Genomic DNA, 23,445 nt, shown 5'->3' with positions numbered 1-23,445 from the left:
GTAGATTGTTATGACTTTTTGGTCTAATACAGCAGGCTGTACATTTTACGACGATACTCTGACTTTAACGGCTCTCCATCAGGCAAGGCATTCACCATGTCTAGAAAGGTTTTTTTGCCATCGCCAAAATTCATATCGCACTGGACGACACTGAACAGTAAAGCTAATGCTTCAGCTGATTGATGGGCAGAATGCAGTTGCACCGCTAAATCAATTTTGAGCTGAAGATCATTTGGTGACGCCTCGACTGCAGCTTGCAACGCTTTAATTTCAGGTGACTCGGCTGCTTGTTCGGCGAGTTCTATTTTACCCTGTAAGACTTGATAATAGTTGTCTTGGTCAACCAAACCGACTGGCTCCAACAGCGTTTTCGCCAATTCAACTTGCCCCGTTTCAATGCAACAATCCGCATAGACGAAACGCGCTTGTACATTGGCTCCGTTTAATTCAAATGCTTGTTTCGCCAACGGCAAAGCTTGGCTATAGTCTGCCTCATGCACTAACTCAGCCACTTTTTGTAACAACTCATCTTCCGGCTTGGGCAGATGCTTTTCCAGTAATGCTTGTATACCGGCTTCATCTGACATGCCAGCAAAGCCATCAACAGGTTGGCCATCTTTCACTAACATCACTGTAGGTAGGCTTTGAATACCGAATTGCATCGCAATCTGCTGTTCGCTTTGACAGTTGATTTGAGCATAGACTAAATGCGACTCATAGCCCTGTATAGCCGTTGCTAAAAGCTGAGTCATTTGTACACACGCTTGATTTTCAGGCATGTAAAATTGCAACAAAATCCACTTTTCTTTACTGTCTTCTAAAATGACTTGCTGAAAATTCTCAAGGGTAATGGCCAGAGGGGTTTGCATAATAAAAATCCTAATTATCTTTGTTGTAATATTGGGGGCAATATTCCAAAACTCAAGTCTTGGCACAGCAATTCAGTATTGGTAATATGCTCAAAAAAACAACATTCAATACCTATGAACGAAAAGACCTTTTCAAGCTTTAAAGAGTTCTACCCTTATTACCTTGCAGAACATCGCAACCCACAATGTCGCATGTTACATTTTATTGGCTCGACTGGAGTGCTGATATTGCTGTTCTATGTCTTGCTTACCCAACAATGGGTGTTGGCATGGGGCTTACCTTTGATCGGCTATGGTTGCGCATGGCTTGGTCACTTATTGTTTGAAAAAAACAAACCGGCGACCTTTAAACATCCTTGGTACAGTTTTTTGGGCGATTGGATTATGTATGGACAAATCTTGCGAGGCAAATTGTCCTTGTTTCGGTAACCCGACACTAGGCCTGAAAATACTTTTAACCAAATTATGATAAAAGTTTAGTTAGATGTCCCCAAAATGCCACTGCTCACAACTTATAACGAATTTTCTGCAAACTCCGCTAGTCGACTTCTTACAACGCCATCCAGCATTATCGTAGAGGAGCCAGAAAAATGTTTAAATTTTTCTACTAAATAGGTTAACCCCGATGTCACAGCAGACAAATAATTACTGTCAATCTGTGCTAAGTTACCACCAACAATCAATTTGGTGCCTTCCCCACAACGAGTGATGATTGTTTTGAGTTGTGACGCAGTAAGATTTTGTGATTCATCCAAAATAACAATGGCATTTTGGATACTTCGACCGCGCATAAAATTAACGGATTTAAACTGAATGTTGGCTTTTTCCATGATGTAGGATAACGAACCAGATGTATTGACATCCTGATGATGCAAGGCTTCTAAAGAATCGGTAATCGCAGATAGCCATGGTGCCATTTTTTCTTCTTCCGTGCCGGGTAAAAATCCAATCGATTCAGCAATCTCAGGTGTAGAACGCGTCACAATAATTTTGTCATACATATTTTTTTCAACAACCATTTCGAGTGCTGCCGCTAGCGCCAATACGGTTTTACCTGAACCCGCTGGACCGGTCAAAATCACTAAATCAATATGTGGATCTAACAAAGCATGTAATGCCATGGCTTGTGGCATATTTTTGGGGTGGATCCCCCATGCTTGTCGGGACATCAAGCGCTCTACACCTAGATCGAGTAACTCTGCATGGGTCTCATCGATTGCTTCAACTACGCCACAAAATTCATTCACCTCATCGACAATAAATGCATTGATGTACAACTCTGGGAGTTGTGACAGTGCAATCCGATGAATCGTATCTCGTCCCTCAGTATGACTTTCGACATCACTCACAGCATCCCAAAAGCGACCATCCACTTTAATATATCCTGTGGATAAGTATTTTATATCGTCAATGAGCTGATCCGTACGGTAATCTTCAACAAACTTCATCCCTGCGCCTTTGGCTTTCAGACGCATATTAATGTCCTTGGTAACCAAGATAACTTCGCGCTGAGGATGAGTAGTTTGCATGTCTAAAGCAACATTGATGATGCGATTATCGTTTTCATTACTGGTAAATACTTGTTTGTTGGCTTCCATCAACAAATCCGTATAAATCGATAAATGACCACTTGGCCCATGTTCTTTGGAGCCCTGTCCAGCCAAGCTGACTCCTGCGGTCATTTGTTCTGGTGAGGCATTCGCCAGAATATTTTCCATTGCTCGGATAGCCACTCGAGCGTCTCTAGCAACGTCTTTTTTAGTGTCTTTTATATGGTCGAGTTCTTCTAAAACCGTCATTGGGATCATGACGTCGTGTTCTTGGAAAGATAAAAATGCGAGTGGTTCGTGTAATAAGATATTGGTATCTAATATATAAATCTTGGTAGCGTCTTTTGACATCCGTGACTCCTCAACTTAGATTCAAATTTAACCCTACTGCAAGTTTGAACAAAAAGCACGTTTTTTTGTTAAGCCCGACGTTCGATGTCATAATAGGTACATAAGAAAGATTTGGTTTTAAAATATGTATGTGATTGGACAACGTTGGCTTAACAGCCAACAACCCGAGCTAGGATTAGGCTTAGTAACCGAAGTACAAGGACGCCAAGTCGCTTTGTATTTTCCTCTTGTCGATAGCGACGCGCGCTATGCAAGCGAATCGGCTCCTTTATTGCGTTTCACCTTAGACGTCGGTGAATGTGCTCAAGACATCAATAACCGTACCTTTGAGGTCATAAGCTCTGACGAAGACAATGGATTGATGAGCTATGAGGTAGAATATCCAAACGGTGCGCGTACCACTCTCTTTGAAACCCAAATCGCGCATCACTTACAAATCAATCAACCTGAAAAACGCCTATTCAATGGCCAGATCAATCATACCGCTTGGTTTGATGTGCGCCATCAAACCTACCAAGCACAATACAAACACAACACTCATCCTGGGATAGGCCTATTGGGTGCACGGATGACGCCACTGGAGCATCAAGTGAATATTGTTCAGCAAGTAGGCCAGCGTTTTGCCCCAAGAGTACTCCTTGCTGATGAAGTAGGCTTGGGTAAAACCATCGAAGCGGCGATGATTTTGCACAAACAAATCTTACTGGGTCGCTGCCAACGAGCTTTGATCATCGTTCCTGAGTCATTGCAACACCAATGGCTGGTTGAATTGCATCGCCGCATCAATATGATGTTTTCTTTGTTCGATGAAGAACGACTTGAAGCATTGAGCGATGAAAATGACAATCCATGGCTAACTGCTCAATGGGTCATTACCAATGTGAGTACCTTACAAGCGCAACCTCAGGCTCTACAACAACTGTGTGAAACGCCTTGGGACTGCTTAATTGTCGACGAGGCACACCATCTCACCGAGCAAAGCTCTCACAATAGCGAATATGAGGCGATTGCCAAACTATGTCAACTCATCCCAAGTGTGTTACTACTCACTGCGACTCCTGATCAACAAGGTAGCGACGCCCATTTTGCACAATTACAGCTACTTGATCCAAATCGGTTTACCAGTGCAGAGCAATTTCATGCTGAACAGGCTAGCTATCAAGCCCTTGCGGATTTAAGTGATGCCTTATTGTCTTGCACACAGTTGGATCACGATTTAATTGCTCGTTGTCATGAATTTTTGCCCGAATTAAGCATTTCAGATATTGCTGACAAAAGTGTCTTTGAATTAATTCAAGAACTCATCGATCGGCACGGTACGGGAAGACTATTTTATCGCAACACACGCAAGGCCATTGGCCATGCTAATGCTCGACAGGTGATTGCTCACCCACTAGATTCCCCGGAAGAATACACGACAATTAAAGACAGAGTAATTGCCCACATTCATGAAGATACCGATTGGGTAAAAGATTGGCTTGAACAGGATCCAAAGGTCAATTGGCTTTTGGAATTTTTACAAAATGCTCGAGGAAAAACCCTTTTAATCTGTCGAACCGCTCGGGCCGTTCTTGAATTAGCAGAACATATCCGTATCAAGAGAGGTATTTCATTACCTGTATTTCATGAACAAATGAGTATTAGTGAGCGGGATCGAGCGGCACATTTCTTCGCCGATGACGAAGATGGCGCCCCCATGCTATTGTGTTCAGAAATTGGCTCAGAAGGTCGAAATTTCCAGTTTTGTCAGCAACTTATTTTATTCGATCTGCCACTTAATCCAGATTTGTTAGAACAACGCATTGGACGCCTGGATCGCATCGGGCAAACCAGTCAGGTCGAAATTATTGTGCCTTTTCATCGCAATAGTGCGCAAGAACGCCTTTTCCGATTTTTTGATGTCGGTCTGAATGCGTTTAACCAAACCTGTACTGTCGGAAATGAAGTGTTAACGGAACTCGGACAACCTTTGGCTAAGCTGATACAAGATCCTGACTTTGATGCCGAATTACCGAATATTGCCTCACTCACCAAAAACTTGGTTACGGCACAAGAGCAAGGCAGAAACAAACTACTCGAACTTAATGCCAAAGGTTTTGACCAACATGCAGACATTATCGCCGCACTTGATGATGAAGCTGAAGGTGAAGAGGTTTATCAGTATTTAAGCTCTATGGCAGATGTGGTTGGCTTTAAATTTATCATCAATGATCACGTGAGCTATGTCATACAACCTACAGAAGATTTGTTATACCCATTACAAACCTTACCGGATGAAGGTATGACGGTGACATTTTCAAGACGCGTAGCCACCGCTAGAGAAGACTATCATTTTATCAGTTTTGAACATCCATTCGTGCGTGAACTAATGGCAACATTACTCAGTGATAACACAGGGAAAGCCAGCATCGGTCTATTTTCAGATAGTAATAAACCGGTTGGGGCGTTTATTGTGCAATGTCAATTTGTGATACAAGCAGCATCTCAAGCTGAGCACAACCCCTATTTGACTCCGCAAAGTTTTGTTGTGAGCTGTGATCATGCAAATCAAATCTTCAATGAGACTGTTGAGTCGATTCACAGAGTCAAAAAAGTCATCGCAGCCAAACTGATCACCGCCTTGGCAGCCCAAATTAAACAAGCCATAAGGACGTGCGAAAACACTGCCTTAGAACAAGCAGTGCACATTAAGAATAACGCTCTCCAACACATGCAATTAACACTCGGGACCGAGCTGGAACGTTTGCACTATTTGCAACATATCAACCCAGCTGTAAGACCTGAAGAAATCAGTATATTAGAGGCACAGTTGCGCGAGGCATGCTGGCAAATCGAAAACGCACCAGTCAACCTTGACTCGATACGTGTCCTTGTCAATAACCCACAATAACGAGTTTGCTGTCATGGCTTTTTTTAACTACCAACCGCCGATGGTGCCCTATCTGAAGATCATCTATCAAGACGATGATATATTGGTCGTTGATAAACCAGCATGGATTCTATCGGTACGTGGGCGTGGTGATGCACATCAAGACAGTATCCAAAAACGTGTCAATACCGTCTTCCCGCAAGCGTATATCGTTCATCGGTTGGATATGGCAACCTCTGGGCTAATGGTTCTTGCTATGCACAAAACAGCCAGTACCAACCTAGGTAAACAGTTTGCCGAAAGAAACACTCATAAAATATATTACGCACGGGTTTTAGGTCATCCCATTGAAGATGAAGGGGTATGTGATGCGCCTTTAATTGTGGATTGGCCGAATCGTCCTAAGCAAAAAATTTGTTACCAAACTGGTAAAGCCTCGCTTACCCACTACCGTGTGATCAGTCGTGATGATAAAACCAGTTTAGTACGGCTTGAACCCAAAACAGGTCGCTCGCATCAGTTACGAGTACACATGCTCAGTTTGGGACATCCGATTTTGGGCGATAGGCTGTATTCATCTGAAGCCAGCCGTATTGGCATTGAAAGAATGCACCTGCATGCAGGTGAATTAGGACTTACTCACCCCGCAACGAATGAGTGGCTTGAATTCACATCCGAACATTGCTTTGCTGATGAGCCTGCAAGTATTCAATCAATTGTGTTTTAGAGAGCTTATTGAAAGACTATTTCCAACAGACGCCCATTGACTTCATCAGTTACCACAAAAACTTGCTCATTATGAACTACTACGTCGCGAATACGAGCGTCCAGGTCTTTGAGTAATTCATGCTCAGCAACCACCTTACCCTCTTTGAGTTCGACATAATTTAGGTAGCGAAACTTTAAAGAGCCCATCAGTAAATCATCTTTATAAAAAGCCATTCCACTTGGAGCAATGGAAGGAACATAATAATGTAATGGCTGTTCTAAACCTTCTTGCTTGGTCTTGTCAGTAATCGGCGTACCGTTATAGTTGACGCCATAAGTGATGGTTGGCCAGCCATAATTAGCGCCTGCTCGTAAAATATTGATCTCATCTCCGCCTTTCGGTCCATGCTCGTGAGCCCACATTTGTGAGTACTTACTGTGCCAAGCCATACCCTGGATATTACGGTGACCAATTGAGAATACTTCAGGCACAGCACTATCCAGATAAGGGTTCTGCGGATGGGGGTTGCCATCTTTTGTGACTCTTAATACTTTACCGTAATGATTATCTAAGTCTTGGGTTTTTTCCATACCAACCCAGCGATCACCTAACCCAACATACAAAGAGTCATCTTCTGCAAAAGCAAGTCGACAACCAAAATGGAAACCAGACTTATCTTTTGGTTGAGCAATCACAATAGGTTTCACATTAACCCATTGTGCTCCCTTTAACTGTCCTTTATGTATTTCTGAAGATGTCGCGCCCGAGGCATCCGCAATCACTAAGCATGCGTAAAACGTTTGGTTTTTTTCAAAATCGGGATCCAAGGTGATGCCTAATGCGCCACCTTGGCGCTCTGCAGTGATCTCAGGCACACCTGTCAAACGCGTTTTCGCCCCATCTCGTTCGACTAAGGTAATGTAACCAGGACGTTCTGTGACTAAAAACCGTCCATCAGGTAAAGGCGCAACGCCCCAGGGATGTTCCAATCCATCAGTTATGGTTTTTGTGGTAACTTCTGGTGCAGCCAGTGTGATCCCACTCATTAATAAACACAAAAAAGAAATGAATCGCATCGTTTATCCGTCCTATCGCAGTAGTATTATTCTTATACGTTTCTCAATAAGTCTGAGTTTACATTCTAACTACTGGAACCAAAACAGTTTGAGCTGGATGTTGTGCAAACTTCAATGTCATTTCAAGCGATTTGCCTTCACTCAATTCAGTTGCCAATCCCATCAACATGATGTGTTTTCCACCCGGACGTAGCTGAAGTTGAGATTTTGCAGGGATTATGACCCCGTCTTCTAGTTCAAACATCTGCATCATTTCTCCCTCCATACGCATGTCATGGATTTCTACCTTCATTGCGATATCTTCACTAACAGATACTGACGTTAAATGCACATCATCTTCAGTATTATTGTTGATAGTGACATACGCAGCTCCAGTTGTTGCGCCTGAAAATGCGGCTCGTATTCGTACATCAGAGAGCGTAAGTCCTTCGGGCAGTGTCGACATATCCACAACAGCTGTTGCTTGATGAGCATGATGTTGAGGTGAAGGCTGCGCGTGAGAATGTGATTCTTGCTGAGGTGAACAGGCGGCTGCCAATGTGACAACTGACAGTATACTTATAGAGCATAGCAATCTTGACATGTTATTTCCCTTATTAGTGAACGGCTCAACTTACGAACCTCAACGACTCAGATTACTTTACCAGTAATAATTGAGCCTGTGGGCCAAGTTCAGGAAAATATTCTGAGGGAAACTGACCGTTCAAGTCTAGTAATTTTTGCCCCAAGTCGGCATACGAATCAGCATTGACATTAATATGCCCCATTTTGCGCTTTGCTCGCACTGCTTTACCATACCAATGCTGATGTGCATCTTCCATTTCTAATGCAGCTGGACCTAGGTTGTCGCAACCAATGATGTTTATCATTGCGCTCACCGTCCTTGCTTGAGTCGAACCTAGTGGTAAGTTACACACTGCACGCAAATGATTTTCAAACTGACAGGTATGCGCACCATGCATGGACCAATGCCCTGAATTATGAACTCGTGGTGCGAGTTCATTCACCAAAAGCGTATTACCCTCCTGGAACAATTCCACTGCCAGCACACCGACATAATCCAATTCGTTGGCAATTTTAGTAAAGATAGACAGCGCTTGTTCAGCAAGCTCATCCGTGTACTCAGGAGCAGGTGCGACGGATAGGTGCAACTGGCCTTCGTAGTGCGTGTTCTCAGATAAAGGATAGACCACCACATCACCTGAGGCGTTTCGAGCTCCAATCAAAGAAAGTTCACGAGAAAAATCGGACATGCGTTCCGCAACAATTGGCACCGACTGCAGATCCAACTGAACAAATTTGGCGGCAAGTAATGGCAAATCTGCTGCAGATTTGGCACGCCACTGTCCATATCCATCATAACCATCGCGTGAAGCTTTAAAAATAATACGCTCACCCAAACGAGATTCGATCCCGTCTAGCTGTTTAACATCTGTGATAACTTCATAAGTGCAGTTGGGAATATTTAATTTGTCGAGCAGTGCTTTTTCTCTGACTCGGTCAGCGCCGATCAAAATAGCAGGCATATTTGGAGCTAGCTTCCCAGATGCACTGGCTTGTGCTAACAAATCTTCTGGAACGTGTTCAAATTCAACCGTCAACACATCCGCATCGGCAATATATTGCTCTAAATCAGTGCCCAACACAGCCTTACTGACTGGGTGAACAACCGCTTTAGTCGCGACATCTACGGCCTTGACATCTATTGATAAAGGCGCACCAGCAAGATACATCATCCGCGCCAATTGACCTGAGCCGTATACTAGAACTTGCATGCTGTTATAGCTCCAGTTGCCCGTTGGCGAGTACGGTCTCGGTTTGTTGCTGTCTAAATTCAATAATGGCATGTCTTACTGCGGTGTTGTTCAATGCAATGACTTGCGCTGCGAGTAATCCAGCATTAGCAGCGCCGGCTTCACCAATCGCTAGCGTGCCTACGGCAACGCCTTTCGGCATCTGTACAATTGAGAGTAGGGAATCCACACCATTTAATTGACTCGAACGTACAGGGCAACCGAACACAGGAAGATGTGTGTGTGCCGCGATCATTCCAGGTAAATGTGCAGCGCCACCCGCACCAGCGATGATGACTTGATAACCTTCCGCTTCTGCCGTTTTAGCAAATTCAGTTAATAATTCAGGAGTGCGATGAGCCGAAACGACTTGTGCTTTATACGATACACCAAAGGACTCGAGCATTTCTGCGGCTTTCTGCATGGTGGGCCAATCTGAAGTAGAACCCATTACAATAGCAACTTGTGCCATATCTTATCTCTTATTGAGTTACCACTGATTACAACAGTGACAATGTTTGAAAGCAGGTCATTTTATCAAGAATAAACAGGGAATTGAAACATTTGTCTCGAAAAATCCCAATTTGATAAAAAAAAGAGAGGTGTTTAAGAAATACACTATTTACTTTTATGATGGTTGCAATAATAATAAATGATATGAATAACGTAACCTTTAGATTACTTGAAGTGTTTAAGTGTGTCGTTGAAAGCGGTTCTATTACCGCGGCCTCAACCGCACTGTCATTATCGCAACCAACCGTTTCTCTGCAACTGAAGAAACTCAGTGAGATTTATGGCATAACATTACTCGAGACTCACCATGGTTCAATCGCGCTTACCGATGCAGGTCGCGCGGTCTATCAGTGTGCCACTTCCGTAATGGAATCACAACGCAGTTTACAGAACCATATTCATGCATTAAAGGGCCAAAAAGCGGGTACTTTTAAGGTTGCAGTGGTATCTACTGCCAAATACCTTGTGCCACAAATACTCAAGACTTTCTGCAAAGAATATCCCGACGTTTATGTTCAAGTAAAAGTTGGAAATTCATCACAAATTGATGCGAGAATGAGTGAACAGCATGATGACCTATATATCGTTGCCAATGTTCCTGAGAACTTGGAAGTTGAGGTGACCCCATTTATGCAAAACCGGTTGAAAGTGGTTGCACCACTAGAATATAGTGGCCCTAATCACTGCCACCTTTCAGCATTAGCTGAGCAAACATTTTTGTTGCGTGAGGAAGGTTCAAATACCTTTTCCACGTTCAATCGATATTGCGAACAAAACAATGTGCTTTTAAAAGATGCATTAGTTATCGAAAGTAATGAAGCAATTCAACTCGCTGTGCATTCTGGTATTGGTATTTCGGTGCTCTCAGAGCACACCATTGCCCAAACTGATAAACATCGAGTTCAAGAACTCAACATCATTGATTTTCCTCTTGTCAGTCACTGGCATGCAGTTTCAGTTATGAGTCGCCCATCTAGTGGGGTATTAACCGCTTTTAAATCTCACCTGCAAATTGTCGGACAACAGCAAAACGCTCAAATTTAACTTATTTACACAACCAAAAAGCCCCTCAATGTGAGGGGCTTTTGGTTTTTGGGGTTATGCAATAAATAACTTAACCTTTTTGACGCTTCATGGCCTCAAAAAACTCATCATTTGTTTTGGTCATCGCCAAGCGGCCAATAAGGAATTCCATTGCATCAATTTCCGTCATTTCATGCACGATTTTTCGCAAAATCCACATTTTTTGCAGTTCTTCTTGAGAGGTGAGTAGTTCTTCACGGCGAGTACCAGAACGGTTGAAGTCAATTGCCGGGAAGACTCGCTTCTCAGCGATTTTACGGTTCAGGTGTAATTCCATATTACCCGTACCTTTAAATTCTTCGTAAATCACTTCATCCATCTTAGAGCCGGTATCGATCAATGCCGTTGCAATAATAGTCAAGCTCCCACCCTCTTCGACGTTGCGAGCAGCACCAAAGAAACGCTTTGGTTTGTGTAATGCGTTCGCATCCACACCACCCGTTAAGACTTTACCTGATGAAGGTATTACTGTGTTGTAAGCACGAGCAAGGCGAGTTATCGAGTCTAACAGAATAACTACGTCTTTTTTGTGCTCTACTAAGCGCTTGGCTTTTTCGATAACCATTTCAGCCACTTGAACGTGACGATTAGCAGGCTCATCAAACGTTGATGCAACCACCTCACCTTGTACCAGACGTTGCATCTCGGTAACTTCTTCCGGACGCTCATCAATTAACAGTACCATTAAGGTGCACTCAGGATGATTAGCCGCGATTGATTGCGCGATATTTTGAAGTAAAAGGGTTTTACCCGCTTTAGGTGGCGCAACAATCAGACCACGTTGACCCTTACCGGTCGGCGATGCTAAATCTAATACACGTGCAGTAATGTCTTCGGTACTACCGTTACCACGCTCCATGGTCAAACGCTCATTAGCATGCAGCGGCGTTAAGTTTTCGAACAAAATCTTATTGCGCGAGTTTTCAGGCTTGTCATAGTTGACTTCGCGAATTTTGAGCAATGCAAAATAACGCTCACTGTCTTTTGGGGGGCGAATTTTCCCAGAAATCGTATCACCGGTGCGCAAGTTAAAACGACGAATTTGACTAGGTGAAACATAAATATCGTCAGGACCCGCTAGATACGAAGAGTCAGCCGAGCGCAAAAATCCAAAGCCATCTTGCAGTATCTCTAATACCCCATCACCGAAAATATCTTCTCCGCTTTTGGCATGCGTCTTAAGGATTGAAAAGATAATGTCTTGTTTGCGAGCTCGCGCCATATTTTCAATGCCCATTTCTTCGGCAAGGGCAACAAGGGTACTGATGGGTTTGTTTTTTAATTCGGTAAGATTCATAGTTGAATAGGTCTGCAAGTAGGTTAGCTATTAAGCTTGAAAGTATTTATGGTTAAGAACAGGGAATAGCACAGTACAGGCGTTGAAGGATGTACTGTGTAACTCTTGCTTGAGTCATAAAAATAAAGTTAACACTTAATTTATGTGTGTACAAGTATTTTGTAACAGAAATGCAAAACCCCTCGATGCACGAGGGGTTTGACTGAGCTTTGCAGAACTAAAACATTAAATATGTTCTGCTAAAAACTCTTCTAATTGAGTTTTAGATAATGCGCCAACTTTAGTTCCTACAACGCTACCGCCTTTAAATAACAACAAGGTTGGGATACCGCGAATACCATATTTAGGGGGTGTTTCACTGTTTTCATCAACATTGAGTTTAGCGACTGTGACTTTACCGTCGTAACTTTCAGCAATTTCAGATAAAATAGGGGCAATCATTTTACATGGGCCACACCATTCAGCCCAAAAATCAACTAGGACTGGGCCTTCAGCATTGATAACATCTGCTTCGAACTTATCATCAGACAATGTGATAATTTTGTCGCTCATTCTTTTCTCCAATGTAGATGAACTAGTAATTGTTCACCATAGTTTTATAAGAATCTGATTATAATGCAAGGTCAAAACATAATAAATTATGCAAAACACTCACTTAACAGATACTCGATTCCAAGATTTGCCAATCAATATTAAGGTACAAAGTGCTTTAAATAAAGCTAATTTTGAACACTGCACACCGATTCAGGCGATGGCACTGCCCCCATTGTTGGCAGGCAATGACGTTGCGGGTCAAGCGCAAACAGGAACGGGCAAAACCATTGCTTTTTTAGTAGCAACCTATCATAAATTGCTCGAAAAAGAGACAACTCATGGCAAACCTAGAGCAATCATCATGGCTCCAACTCGTGAGTTAGCCGTCCAAATACACAGTGATGCTAAAATACTTAGTCAAGAAACTAGCCTATCTTGTGGCTTGATATATGGTGGCGAAGGATACGAAAATCAACGTCAACAATTACAAAACGGTGTCGATATCATTATTGGGACAACTGGTCGGATTATCGATTTTTACAAGCAAGGAGCTTTCAGCTTAGAGCATATCGAAGTTGCCGTTCTCGATGAAGCAGATCGTATGTTCGACCTGGGCTTTATTAAAGATATTCGATTTTTGTTTCGCCGTATGCCAAAACCCTCGCAACGCTTGAGTATGTTGTTTTCAGCAACCTTAAGTTTTCGTGTCCAGGAGCTCGCATATGAGCATATGAACACCCCTACTCATGTTGAGGTTGCACCAGAACAAAAAACCGGTGAACGCATTCAAGAAGAGTTGTTCTATCCGTCAGGCCAGGACAAAATGCGCTTGCTGTTGACGCTGATCGAAGATGAATGGCCAGATCGTGCTGTGGTCTTTGCCAACACCAAACACGAGTGTGAAAATGTCACCGCTTGGCTCAAAGCAGATGGGCACAGAGTAGGTTTACTTAGTGGTGATGTGCCGCAAAAGAAACGCTTACAAATACTACAACAATTTACTCAAGGGCATTTGGACTTTTTAGTCGCCACTGATGTGGCTGCTCGTGGACTTCATATAAACAAAGTGTCCCATGTCTTTAACTATGATCTACCTGATGATGCGGAAGATTACGTCCATCGCATTGGTCGTACAGGTCGTGCAGGAGAGACTGGACACGCCATTAGTTTTGCCTGTGAAAAATACGCCTTGAATTTACCCGCTATAGAGGAGTATATTGATCATCAAATACCAGTAAGTGAATATGATGCTGAAATGCTTTTAACGGACATAAAAGCCCCCAAACCAACGACAAGGAAGCGCCATGGAAAGCCAAATCATCGCAAACCAAGGGCTAACAAATAGCCCTTCAAAAAATACAAAAAAGCTTATGCGACATCAAGATTTGACCACGTTACAACCTCAAGGTGAATACTTCGCAGCCGTTGATATGGGTTCGAATAGCTTTCATCTTGTGGTGGTCCACGTGGTAAACGGCAATGTGCAGATCGTCTCCAAAGTAAAACAAAAAGTCCAACTCGCTGCAGGACTCAATGCCCAGAATATGTTGTCAGAAGAGTCTATGCAACGCGGATGGGACTGTTTACACACCTTTGCAGACCGCTTAAAAGACATTCCTGCGCAAAACATCAAAATCGTCGCAACCGCCACCTTGCGTTTGGCTAATAATGCACAACAGTTTGTGGTTCAAGCTGAGCAGATCCTCGAACACAAAATCAACGTTATCTCTGGGCTTGAAGAGGCTGAAGAAATCTATCGCGGGGTAGCATTTACCTCTGCGACCAAGGGTAACACTTTGGTCATTGATATTGGTGGAGCAAGTACTGAGGTGATCCTTGGTAGAGATACGGTTCCCATTCATTTGCACAGCTTCGACATGGGTTGTGTCACTTTCACTGAACGCTATTTTGCTAATGGTGAAATCAGTGGTAAGGCGTTTACACAAGCCATCGATTCAGCAAAAAAAATCCTTCAGCCACATCTAGCATCATTTAAATGCTTTGATTTTGACTTGTGTTTAGGGGCATCTGGTACTCCACAAGCCATCGTCGAGATATTACAAGGACAGGGTAATAAAGATGCAATACGCCTTAGCTATTTAGATGAACTAAAGCGTCAGTGTACAGCATATAACCATCTAGATGAGCTAGAAATTACCGGTTTAGCTGAGTCGAGACAAGCTATCTTTCCTAGTGGCCTCGCCATTTTGATTGCCTTATTTGAAAGCTTGGATATTGATTCAATGAATCTAGCAGGCGGAGCTCTTCGAGAAGGACTGATTTACGGAATGATCGAAGACCAACCTTTAGATGATCGCCGCCATCAAACCATAACACGTTGCGTCAAACAATTTCATATTCAACCATTACAAGCACAACAAGTTACGCATACCGCCCTTGGCTTATATCAACAGTTTTGTGAACAAAGTAATATCTGCTCCCTCGACAGCCGCACCTTGTTGTATACCGCTGGCATGTTACATGAGATTGGCTTGCACATCGGCTACAAAAACCAACAAGTGCATGCTCAATATATCTTAATGCACCATGAATTAGCCGGATTCACCAAGTTACAAAAAGAATGCATCGCCGCAATCATTGGCAATCACAAAGGTGATGTTAACCTTTTCTGTAGTGATGGTTTTCCGGCAAGTTTGAGTAAAGACATATTGGCAATGATCAGAATATTACGGCTTGCGACCATATTACATATAAAACGCAACCATGCCCCGAGTTTACTCCACGACGCCAACATCAGGTTAGCCATACAAGATGATAGTTGGACCATTCAGATTGACCAAATGTGGTTAAACAACAACAAACTAGTGCAAGCTGAACTAGCTAACGAAGCTTGGTTACAACACAAAGCAAAATGGCATTTGACTATTGAAAGCATTGAAATCGCAGCGGTGTAATAACCCTAATTTTGTAATATCTCTGCGGCTTGGGCTGCAAAATACGTTAATATTCCATCCGCTCCAGCGCGCTTAAAACACAGCAGTGATTCAAGAATTACTGCTTCACGTTGCAACCAGCCTTGAGCAAAAGCAGCTTGGTGCATGGCGTATTCACCACTCACCTGATAGGCAAAGGTTGGTACTTTGAATTCGTCTTTTACGCGACGAACGATGTCTAAATATGGCATTCCCGGTTTGACCATGACCATATCCGCGCCCTCTTGCAAATCCAACGCGATTTCTTTTAAAGCTTCATCTGAATTAGCCGGATCCATTTGATAAGTGAATTTGTTCCCACCCTTTAGATTGCTAGCTGAGCCGACCGCATCACGAAACGGCCCATAATAGCTAGACGCATATTTGGCTGAATAGGCCATAATATTGGTGTGAATAAAGCGTTCAGCTTCTAGGGCATCGCGGATTGCCCTAATTCGCCCATCCATCATATCGGAAGGCGCTACGACATCGGCCCCGGCTCGGGCATGAGATAGGGCTTGCTTAACCAAAATCTCGGTTGTTTCGTCATTTAGTACATAACCCGAGTCATCAATAATTCCGTCTTGTCCATGGGTAGTGAACGGATCTAATGCTACATCGGTAATGACCAGAAGATCTGGAAATTGAGCCTTAATAGCCCGAACTGCACGTTGGGCAAGGCCATCGGTAGCAAACGCTGCTGCGGCATCCAATGATTTAGCTGACATAGGTGTAACTGGAAACAAAGCAATCGCAGGAATACCAAGTGCCACCACATCGGCAAGGCGAACTAACAAAGTATCTATAGAATAACGATACACATCCGGCATTGACGTAATTGGCTCAATTTCACCTTCCCCTTCTCTGACAAACATGGGATAGATAAAGTCGCTTACCGACAAACTGTGTTCTTGCACTAACGCTCTGATATTGTCATTTAATCGTAAACGACGTGGACGCGAGTTGGGGAAAGTCAATTTTACAGCCATGAACTATTTCACTCGCTTCACTCTTGCCGTCCGGTTCGAAGCCTCAGAAGTCAAAATAAAACTGCCAAAGACGCCTTCTTCAATTTCAATGCGGTCACCCACATCGATTTTAATCCGACTGACTTCGGTTTGGCGCCACATTTGGCCGTTATTGAGCGTTACTGTAAAATAATCGTTACGGTCGTATGTCAACGCAGTAACTGAGGCTAACAAAGTGTCTTTGACGATTTCGACGCGACCAAAGTCCTCCACTCTATTGTTTGGTTCAAACGGCAAATCCGCTGCATTTGCAGGGCTTGTTGGCATTGCTGAGGTCGCAGGTGGTACTTGGGCTGCTACATTAGCAGGGGCACTGGGCGTTACTCGAGCTCGTGGTAGAACGTCATCTGAATAATCTTGTAGACGCGAAGCAATGCCATCAAAACACACTAAGCGTTGTAAGCTATTTTGGGTTTGTGCGCATTGTTTTACTGCTTCAGCAACGGATTGATCAGCATAAACTGATTGTGGTAGAACAAGAGTTGACCATGCAATGGTCATTAGAATAATTGGTTTGCGTAACATAAGCGGCTCTTTCACTTTTTTCTAGTCTGAAAACGTTATTATTATCATATCTCAGGCGTCTTGGGTGTCGCTTGTATCTGACGCCTTTCGGGTATAGATGCTACCAACAATGATGCCTAATTCATAGAGTAACCACATGGGTACGGCCAATAAAGTTTGCGAAATAACATCCGGTGGCGTCATCAACATACCGATCACAAATGCACCTACAATCACATAGGCACGTTTGGCCCGAAGATTTTCCGCTGTTGTAGCGCCGGTCCACAGCATGACAATAATCACAATTGGGATTTCAAACGACACACCAAACGCAAACAAAATTTTGAGAACAAAGTTAAGATAACTACTGATATCGGTGCTAATGACGACACCTTCCGGTGCCACTGAACTAAAAAAGGCAAAGGCCAAAGGAAATACAATATAGTATGCGAAAGCCATTCCGCCATAAAATAAAAGTGTGGAGGTAAGCAGTAAAGGTGCGACGAGTCGCTTTTCGTTACGGTAAAGTCCCGGTGCAATAAACGCCCATAACTGGTAAAGAATATATGGGATTGCAATAAAAAAACTCACTACTATAGTCAGTTTAAACGGTGTAAAAAAAGGCGATGCCACATCGGTGGCAATCATATTGCTGCCTTCTGGCATAACCGCAAGTAAAGGACTGGCGAGCCAGTGATAGATGTCTTGCGCAAAATATGCCAGAGCCAGAAAGACCACTAAAACACTCAGTAGCATTTTCAAAATGCGCGATCTGAGTTCAATCAGATGGGCGATGAGGTTATTGCTTTCTGTCATCTTGTTCGGGCTCGAGGGGGTTTACCGTAGAAGATTTGTAAGGTTGATGTACAGATTGAGCCGCGGCTTTGAGTTCATCAACACTTTTTTGTAATTCAGGATCGAGGTTTTTGAAGCCTTGTTCTTCAGCTTTGCGCAGGTTTTCGTGCAACTCATGGATCCGTAATTGTTCTTCCATTTCAGATTTAAATCCTGATGCTGCTTGTTTGACTTTTCGCACCGTCCCTAACGTACTGCGGATGGCACCGGGTAAACGCTGTGGGCCTAAAACCAACAGCGCCATAATACCTATGACAAGAAGCTCCCAAAAACCAATATCAAACACTAGTCTTTTTGCTCAGTTTTCTTGGTTGCTTGTGCTTGTTGTTTTTGTTGCGCTTCGAGCTGCTCGGGCGTGAAGTCAGCATCATTATTGTCTTCATTGACCGCTTTTTTGAAACCTTTCACAGCGTCACCAAGGTCACCGCCCAAGCCTCTTAGCTTTTTGCTTCCAAATAACAAAATCACAATTAATGCGATGATCAGTAACTGCCATATGCTAATTCCGCCCATGTCGGATCCCTTTAAACAATTGAATTGCTATGATTATATGTGAGTTATCAGTAGATTTCATGTGAAATAAACATTATGTTTCAATTGTTACGACTGATATAGTATTAAAATGAATCGTTGCAAAACATGTCTTACCTCAATGAAGCTTTTACGCTGCATCAGTGTGCTGGCGTATTGCGTATTTGGTGTTGTTTTTAACTCTGCTTCGGCAAATGAGAGTCCAGCCAAGTCTTACCCCACAGAAGCGCCTTTCACCCACTTATCGAACACCGATGAACAATGGTTTGACGACTGGCAACGCAATATTACCCAAACCTTTCATTTACAAGCTCAGACGTTAGATGCCTGGTTTTCTCCAACTGACTTACCGAGTGATAAGGCAAGTGCGTACGGTAAGGTACGCTTAGGCTGGGAGCCACGCAGTGGAGATTGGAGTAATATCGAACCGAGATTCAAAATAGGATTGCGACTGCCATCATTGAAGCATAAAGTGGATGTGTTACTCAGTGATGATGAGGATAATTACCTAGATGACGCACTGAATGTCAGTCGAGAACTGCAAACTCAAAAAGATAACACCACTCTCGCATTAAGGTACTTTAGTCCACGCAATGACAAAATCAGCTATCGCGTGGGTTTTGGGCGACGTGACCAAGTATTTGCCCGCAGTACATACCAAGACTATCATCGCTTTTCACCAAAAATGAATTTGTTATATGAAGGTCGAGTCTATTACTATAACCGAGATGGTTGGGGTACCGAAGCTGGGGCTTCATTGTTGTTAGAACGCACTGGTACTAAGTTAGACCGATTCAGTCATCGCTGGTATTTTGAGGATAAGACCAATCGGTTCAAGTGGAACATTGAAGCTCAGCGATACTATCGCTTGTCGGCTCAATCAACATTTGTACTGAATGCTTATGCTCAAGGTTTCTCGAGGCCAAACATGCATACTGAGCATATTTATATGAGTGCGAAACTGCGCAGTAATCCGCTGCGCCCTTGGTTATTTTTTGAAATTGAGCCGTTTGTGCTCTGGTTAAAAGAAGAAGACTTTCGTCGCTCTTATGGCCTAGCATTGCGCTTTGAGGGGTTCTTTGGCGACAATGCTAATTTCCAGTTCTAAAACCTAATCATCATCCAAAAATCGAGTTTTCACTGCAGCTTTTAGCCAAAATAACACCCCGACTACTACCGCACTGGCATCGTAATACCACGGCTTATCATTGATAAACAATAATAGCGCCAAAACAAAAGACGTTGAACCTAACATCCCATACAATGTCGATTTTTGGTATTCACGCTGTTGCCTGCGCTGTTTGAGGAACAGTTTCTCTTCACGTTCTGGAAGGCCTTTGAGTTGCTGTAAGGTATTAAAAAACAAATCGGGCATTGTCGGGAATTTTTCAACCCAGTAAGGCGCATTTTGCTGAACTTTGGAGAAGAATGCTTTAAAGCCTATTTGCTCATTCATCCAGTTTTCTAAAAACGGTTTGGCCGTCGCCCACAAATCGAGTTGTGGATACAACTGTCGCCCAAGCCCTTCCACGTACAACAAGGTTTTTTGCAGTAACACCAGTTGCGGTTGCACCTGCATATTAAAGCGTCGCGCAGTGTTAAATAACTGCAACAGTACATGACCAAATGAGATTTCGTTTAGTGGCTTTTGGAAAATGGGGTCGCACACCGCACGGATCGCAACCTCTAAATCATCCACATTCGTATCGCTCGGCACCCACCCCGAATCGACGTGAAGTTCAGCCACTTTGCGATAATCGCGATTAAAAAATGCAATAAAATTCGCGGCCAAGTAATGTTTATCTTGTGCGTTTAACGTGCCCACAATGCCATAATCGATGCCAATGTAATATGGATCATGTGGACGGTCTAAGCCAACAAAAATATTCCCGGGGTGCATATCCGCATGGAAAAAACTATCGCGAAAGACTTGAGTAAAAAACACCTCTACCCCGCGTTCAGCAAGAAGTTTCATATTAACCCCCTGCTCTAACAGCGAGTCAACATCCGCAACCGGTGTGCCATAGATGCGTTCCATAACAATGACATTTTGCGTGCAATAATCAGTATAAAAATGCGGTACATACAAAGAGTGTGAATCTTTGAAATTGTGTTTGATATGCATGCCATTGGTCGCCTCACGGACCAAGTCAAGCTCATCAAAAATGGTTTTTTGGTATTCTTCAACGACCTCAACTGGCCGCATGCGCTTACCATCTGGTAACCACTTTTGTACCACCGCAGCAATCGCACGCAATAATTCCACGTCTGATTCAATAATAGGAGCAATATTGGGACGAATGACTTTGACCACCACATCGGTACCACAAGCTTTCAGTTTGGCACCGTGAACTTGAGCAATCGAAGCGGAAGCCATTGGTGTAATCGAAAACTCGCTAAACAGCTCATCCACACTGTTTAGTTTCAATTCTTTTAGCACAGACTGTAAGGCTATTTCGCCATCAAACGGCAACACGTTATCTTGCAAAATCGCCAGTTCATCAGCGATGTCTAACGGAATCAAATCGCGTCTTGTGGACAACATTTGCCCGAATTTTATGAACACAGGACCTAGTGATTCAAGTGCAAGCCGCAAGCGTTCCCCACGACTGCGTTGTTTGTGGCGATTGCGTAACCAAAAAATGCTGTGACGCCCGATCTTCGCATACCAAGGGATCCAATGGGCAGGAATTAAATCATCCAAACCGTATTGCAAAATGACTTTGGTGATTTGATAAAAACGTTTACTCGCCATTGGTCTTCCGTTGTTGTTCTAAGCGGGTGATACGCGCCTGCAAGCGGTCGGTATCAATACGGATCTGACTGACCTCATCACAAAAGTCAGCAACAAAAATGGCTGGGGCGATGAGTTTTTTTTCTTCGATAAGCCCTTCTGCCAAGGTGATTTGAACCGCTTCGACGTGCTGTTTAAATTCAGCTAATCGGGCTTCGTGAAAGTTGAGTAATTGCGAAGTTAATGTCTCACCAAATACTGGTGTTAACACGCTTGCCCAATTCAAAGACACCTGTTGCATCGCCGTATTGAGTTTTTGCAGTATCCCTAAGTCACCTTGAATATCCAATTTATCGGCTTTGATTAATGCCGTTAACTGACTGGTATCTCGAATTTTATCTAAGGCACTTAAAGCTACATTGACAGTACAATCCACAGCATCATCAACTAACGGCTTCGGTGGCAACTGAATATCAATCGCTTTATCAGTAAAATATAAGGCGATTGGGAACTCGATAGGCAACAACACAATCTGTAATGAGTGTCCTGATAATGAGGCAAAGGCCGTGCGTTGTTCAGGTTCAAGATTGAGAACTTGGTTCGTGCCAAGACTCAAACATTCAGCCAAAAATTGACGCCATAGCATTAAAATTTGAACCCTTTATGCAAGGCAACAATACCACCAGTCAAGTTGGTGTAATCGACACTATCAAACCCAGCATCACGCATCATTTGAGCCAGAGTATCTTGATCGGGGTGCATGCGAATAGACTCGGCAAGGTATTGATAACTCTCTGCGTCATTCGCTATGAGCTCTCCCATTTTGGGTAACAGATGGAACGAATACGCATCGTATACTTTGGCCAATCCGGGATTGGTTGGTTTAGAAAACTCCAACACTAATAGCCGGCCGCCTGGTTTGAGGACTCGGTAAATTGATGCAAGTGCATTATTTTTATTGGTCACATTACGCAAACCAAATGCCATGGTTACGATATCAAACTGGTCATCAGCAAACGGTAAGTCCTCGGCATTTGCTTCAACGTATTCGATATTTTGTACTAATCCTTGGTCGCGCAGCTTATCTTTACCCACCTCCAGCATCGAAGGGTTGATATCAGACAATACGACTTTTCCGGTTGGCCCCACAATTCGAGAGAATTTAGCCGTCAAATCACCCGTGCCACCAGCCAAATCAAGAACCTGCATGCCCTTTCTTGCGCCGGCCATATCAATTGTATAACGCTTCCACAAGCGATGTATGCCGAGCGACATCACATCGTTCATGATATCGTACTTGGCCGCAACACTGTCAAAAACCTTCGCGACCATCGCTTCTTTTTGATCTGCCGCAACGGTTTGATAGCCAAAATGGGTTTTCCCATCAGTAACGTCGGCGTTGGTGGTCGTGTCTTGGCTCATAGCAATTCCTTATGAATGTATAGGGTTAGGATTGTATCAAAAAGCGCGTTATTGCACACCCACATAATTGTCCCCACAACTATATGCCACTAATTGGCTTAACTCAGTCAAGGAACGTCCTGATTGTTGTTGCCAAGTTAAGAACGCACCTTGGATTGCGGTTAAACTGCGTTTTGAACGAGCTGAACCCGTAATAATGCCATGTTGAGTGAAGTAATCTTCGACGTCTTTGGATAACAAGAATGTATCAACGCCCAAAAAACGCAACGCATAGGGACCTGTATTACCGCCTAGTCGCTTGCCATGTTTTTTCAAATAATCCCACAATCCGACAATATCGTTTTTTGGCCATTGCGCGACAAATTCGCCAAAACTGCCATGCTGTTCGGCGATGTCATGGATCATCAGGGCATTTTCTTTGATTGTTTTGACCTTACTATAGTTGCGGATGATTCTCGGATCAGTGGCTTTCTTCTCGAGCATGTCTTCTGGCATCATCAAGATTTTCTCGATGTCAAAGCCCCAAAAGACTTCTTCAAAATCAGGCCATTTGTTGCGTACCACGCGCCACACAAAACCGGATTGAAACACTTTTTTGGTGAACTCAGCTAAAAATCGGTCATCGCCAATTTGGGCGATTTGGCGAGTGTGTAAGGGTTCATTGAGTAAACTTTCAAGGATGGCTTCACTGCGTTTGCGTTTGAGAGCTCGAGCATAAATCGCCTGGTATGATTCTAATGACATAACAAATTAATAAGGTTCTACCGTTGTATAACTATAGAACCTTTACGCTG

Annotated in this window: 24 protein-coding genes; 7 read left to right on the top strand and 17 right to left on the bottom strand. The window is 43.4% G+C overall.

Annotation, left to right across the window (positions count from 1 at the left end):
* Nucleotides 1–23 precede the first annotated feature (23 nt).
* Nucleotides 24–869, bottom strand: coding sequence for a tetratricopeptide repeat protein (locus NLG07_RS04680; RefSeq protein ID WP_254856537.1), 846 nt, complete (start codon nucleotides 867–869; stop codon nucleotides 24–26).
* A gap of 114 nt (nucleotides 870–983) precedes the next feature.
* Here NLG07_RS04680 and NLG07_RS04675 point away from each other — a divergent pair, with 114 nt between their 5' ends.
* Nucleotides 984–1,298 (top strand): DUF962 domain-containing protein, encoded by a 315-nt coding sequence (locus tag NLG07_RS04675; RefSeq protein ID WP_254856536.1) that lies wholly within the window; start codon nucleotides 984–986, stop codon nucleotides 1,296–1,298.
* Nucleotides 1,299–1,381: 83 nt separating this feature from the next.
* On the opposite strand, the gene NLG07_RS04670 is transcribed toward NLG07_RS04675, so the two are convergent.
* Nucleotides 1,382–2,770 carry a PhoH family protein gene (locus tag NLG07_RS04670; RefSeq protein ID WP_254856535.1) on the bottom strand — a complete coding sequence of 463 codons (1,389 nt, stop codon included), beginning with the start codon at nucleotides 2,768–2,770 and terminating at the stop codon, nucleotides 1,382–1,384.
* Between the two features lie 130 nt (nucleotides 2,771–2,900).
* Between NLG07_RS04670 and rapA the strand changes: the two genes are divergently transcribed.
* Together rapA and NLG07_RS04660 are read left to right on the top strand one after the other, a co-directional pair.
* Nucleotides 2,901–5,660 (top strand): RNA polymerase-associated protein RapA, encoded by a 2,760-nt coding sequence (gene rapA / locus NLG07_RS04665; protein WP_254856534.1) that lies wholly within the window; start codon nucleotides 2,901–2,903, stop codon nucleotides 5,658–5,660.
* A gap of 13 nt (nucleotides 5,661–5,673) precedes the next feature.
* On the top strand, nucleotides 5,674–6,366 hold the full coding sequence (locus NLG07_RS04660; RefSeq protein ID WP_254856533.1) for an RluA family pseudouridine synthase: 693 nt from the start codon (nucleotides 5,674–5,676) through the stop codon (nucleotides 6,364–6,366).
* 5 nt (nucleotides 6,367–6,371) lie between these two features.
* Here NLG07_RS04660 and NLG07_RS04655 read toward each other — a convergent pair whose 3' ends face one another.
* Genes NLG07_RS04655 through purE form a run of 4 tightly spaced genes read right to left on the bottom strand, consistent with a single transcriptional unit; the run spans nucleotide 6,372 to nucleotide 9,689 of the window.
* Nucleotides 6,372–7,424: a PQQ-dependent sugar dehydrogenase gene (locus tag NLG07_RS04655; RefSeq protein WP_254856532.1), complete on the bottom strand. Its 1,053-nt coding sequence runs from the start codon at nucleotides 7,422–7,424 to the stop codon at nucleotides 6,372–6,374.
* Nucleotides 7,425–7,482: 58 nt separating this feature from the next.
* Nucleotides 7,483–8,007 (bottom strand): copper chaperone PCu(A)C, encoded by a 525-nt coding sequence (locus NLG07_RS04650; RefSeq protein WP_254856531.1) that lies wholly within the window; start codon nucleotides 8,005–8,007, stop codon nucleotides 7,483–7,485.
* Between the two features lie 52 nt (nucleotides 8,008–8,059).
* A complete protein-coding gene (locus tag NLG07_RS04645) occupies nucleotides 8,060–9,199 on the bottom strand; it encodes a 5-(carboxyamino)imidazole ribonucleotide synthase (protein ID WP_254856530.1) in 1,140 nt (379 codons plus the stop codon).
* A 4-nt stretch (nucleotides 9,200–9,203) separates the two neighbouring features.
* Complete coding sequence (gene purE, locus NLG07_RS04640) at nucleotides 9,204–9,689, bottom strand: 5-(carboxyamino)imidazole ribonucleotide mutase (protein WP_254856529.1); 486 nt, start codon at nucleotides 9,687–9,689, stop codon at nucleotides 9,204–9,206.
* A gap of 185 nt (nucleotides 9,690–9,874) precedes the next feature.
* Between purE and NLG07_RS04635 the strand changes: the two genes are divergently transcribed.
* Nucleotides 9,875–10,774 (top strand): LysR family transcriptional regulator, encoded by a 900-nt coding sequence (locus NLG07_RS04635; RefSeq protein WP_254856528.1) that lies wholly within the window; start codon nucleotides 9,875–9,877, stop codon nucleotides 10,772–10,774.
* 70 nt (nucleotides 10,775–10,844) lie between these two features.
* Here the strand turns inward: NLG07_RS04635 and rho are convergent, their stop codons facing one another.
* Nucleotides 10,845–12,110 (bottom strand): transcription termination factor Rho, encoded by a 1,266-nt coding sequence (gene rho / locus NLG07_RS04630; protein WP_254856527.1) that lies wholly within the window; start codon nucleotides 12,108–12,110, stop codon nucleotides 10,845–10,847.
* A gap of 225 nt (nucleotides 12,111–12,335) precedes the next feature.
* Nucleotides 12,336–12,662, bottom strand: coding sequence for a thioredoxin TrxA (gene trxA, locus NLG07_RS04625; protein ID WP_254856526.1), 327 nt, complete (start codon nucleotides 12,660–12,662; stop codon nucleotides 12,336–12,338).
* A gap of 88 nt (nucleotides 12,663–12,750) precedes the next feature.
* Here trxA and rhlB point away from each other — a divergent pair, with 88 nt between their 5' ends.
* Nucleotides 12,751–13,989 (top strand): ATP-dependent RNA helicase RhlB, encoded by a 1,239-nt coding sequence (gene rhlB, locus NLG07_RS04620; RefSeq protein ID WP_254856525.1) that lies wholly within the window; start codon nucleotides 12,751–12,753, stop codon nucleotides 13,987–13,989.
* 25 nt (nucleotides 13,990–14,014) lie between these two features.
* Nucleotides 14,015–15,559, top strand: a complete 1,545-nt coding sequence (locus NLG07_RS04615; RefSeq protein WP_254856524.1) for a guanosine-5'-triphosphate,3'-diphosphate pyrophosphatase — start codon at nucleotides 14,015–14,017, stop codon at nucleotides 15,557–15,559.
* A gap of 5 nt (nucleotides 15,560–15,564) precedes the next feature.
* Here the strand turns inward: NLG07_RS04615 and hemB are convergent, their stop codons facing one another.
* Genes hemB through tatA form a run of 5 tightly spaced genes read right to left on the bottom strand, consistent with a single transcriptional unit; the run spans nucleotide 15,565 to nucleotide 18,477 of the window.
* On the bottom strand, nucleotides 15,565–16,566 hold the full coding sequence (gene hemB / locus NLG07_RS04610; RefSeq protein ID WP_254856523.1) for a porphobilinogen synthase: 1,002 nt from the start codon (nucleotides 16,564–16,566) through the stop codon (nucleotides 15,565–15,567).
* Nucleotides 16,567–16,569: 3 nt separating this feature from the next.
* Nucleotides 16,570–17,130 (bottom strand): hypothetical protein, encoded by a 561-nt coding sequence (locus NLG07_RS04605; RefSeq protein ID WP_254856522.1) that lies wholly within the window; start codon nucleotides 17,128–17,130, stop codon nucleotides 16,570–16,572.
* Between the two features lie 51 nt (nucleotides 17,131–17,181).
* Entirely contained in the window at nucleotides 17,182–17,925 is a 744-nt protein-coding gene (gene tatC / locus NLG07_RS04600) for a twin-arginine translocase subunit TatC (RefSeq protein WP_254856521.1), read from the bottom strand.
* On the bottom strand, nucleotides 17,909–18,250 hold the full coding sequence (gene tatB, locus NLG07_RS04595; protein WP_254856520.1) for a Sec-independent protein translocase protein TatB: 342 nt from the start codon (nucleotides 18,248–18,250) through the stop codon (nucleotides 17,909–17,911). The genes tatC and tatB overlap by 17 nt, the downstream gene beginning before the upstream one ends.
* On the bottom strand, nucleotides 18,250–18,477 hold the full coding sequence (gene tatA, locus NLG07_RS04590) for a twin-arginine translocase TatA/TatE family subunit (RefSeq protein ID WP_254856519.1): 228 nt from the start codon (nucleotides 18,475–18,477) through the stop codon (nucleotides 18,250–18,252). Before tatA ends, tatB begins: the two co-directional genes overlap by 1 nt.
* Before the next feature lie 139 nt (nucleotides 18,478–18,616).
* On the opposite strand from tatA, the gene NLG07_RS04585 reads away from it, so the two are divergent.
* A complete protein-coding gene (locus NLG07_RS04585) occupies nucleotides 18,617–19,603 on the top strand; it encodes a hypothetical protein (RefSeq protein WP_254856518.1) in 987 nt (328 codons plus the stop codon).
* Between the two features lie 3 nt (nucleotides 19,604–19,606).
* Here NLG07_RS04585 and ubiB read toward each other — a convergent pair whose 3' ends face one another.
* Genes ubiB through NLG07_RS04565 form a run of 4 tightly spaced genes read right to left on the bottom strand, consistent with a single transcriptional unit; the run spans nucleotide 19,607 to nucleotide 23,395 of the window.
* Nucleotides 19,607–21,250 (bottom strand): ubiquinone biosynthesis regulatory protein kinase UbiB, encoded by a 1,644-nt coding sequence (gene ubiB / locus NLG07_RS04580; RefSeq protein WP_254856517.1) that lies wholly within the window; start codon nucleotides 21,248–21,250, stop codon nucleotides 19,607–19,609.
* Nucleotides 21,240–21,875, bottom strand: coding sequence for an SCP2 domain-containing protein (locus NLG07_RS04575; RefSeq protein ID WP_254856516.1), 636 nt, complete (start codon nucleotides 21,873–21,875; stop codon nucleotides 21,240–21,242). The genes ubiB and NLG07_RS04575 overlap by 11 nt, the downstream gene beginning before the upstream one ends.
* Nucleotides 21,875–22,651, bottom strand: coding sequence for a bifunctional demethylmenaquinone methyltransferase/2-methoxy-6-polyprenyl-1,4-benzoquinol methylase UbiE (ubiE, locus tag NLG07_RS04570; RefSeq protein WP_254856515.1), 777 nt, complete (start codon nucleotides 22,649–22,651; stop codon nucleotides 21,875–21,877). Before ubiE ends, NLG07_RS04575 begins: the two co-directional genes overlap by 1 nt.
* Nucleotides 22,652–22,699: 48 nt before the next feature.
* Nucleotides 22,700–23,395, bottom strand: a complete 696-nt coding sequence (locus tag NLG07_RS04565; protein WP_254856514.1) for a DNA-3-methyladenine glycosylase I — start codon at nucleotides 23,393–23,395, stop codon at nucleotides 22,700–22,702.
* Between the last annotated feature and the right edge of the window lie 50 nt (nucleotides 23,396–23,445).

This window comes from Alteromonas sp. LMIT006, from assembly GCF_024300645.1.
Taxonomy (GTDB): Bacteria; Pseudomonadota; Gammaproteobacteria; order Enterobacterales; family Alteromonadaceae; genus Opacimonas; species Opacimonas immobilis.
Note: the sequence above shows the minus strand (reverse complement) of the source record. Positions and strands in the feature narration are given on the sequence as shown.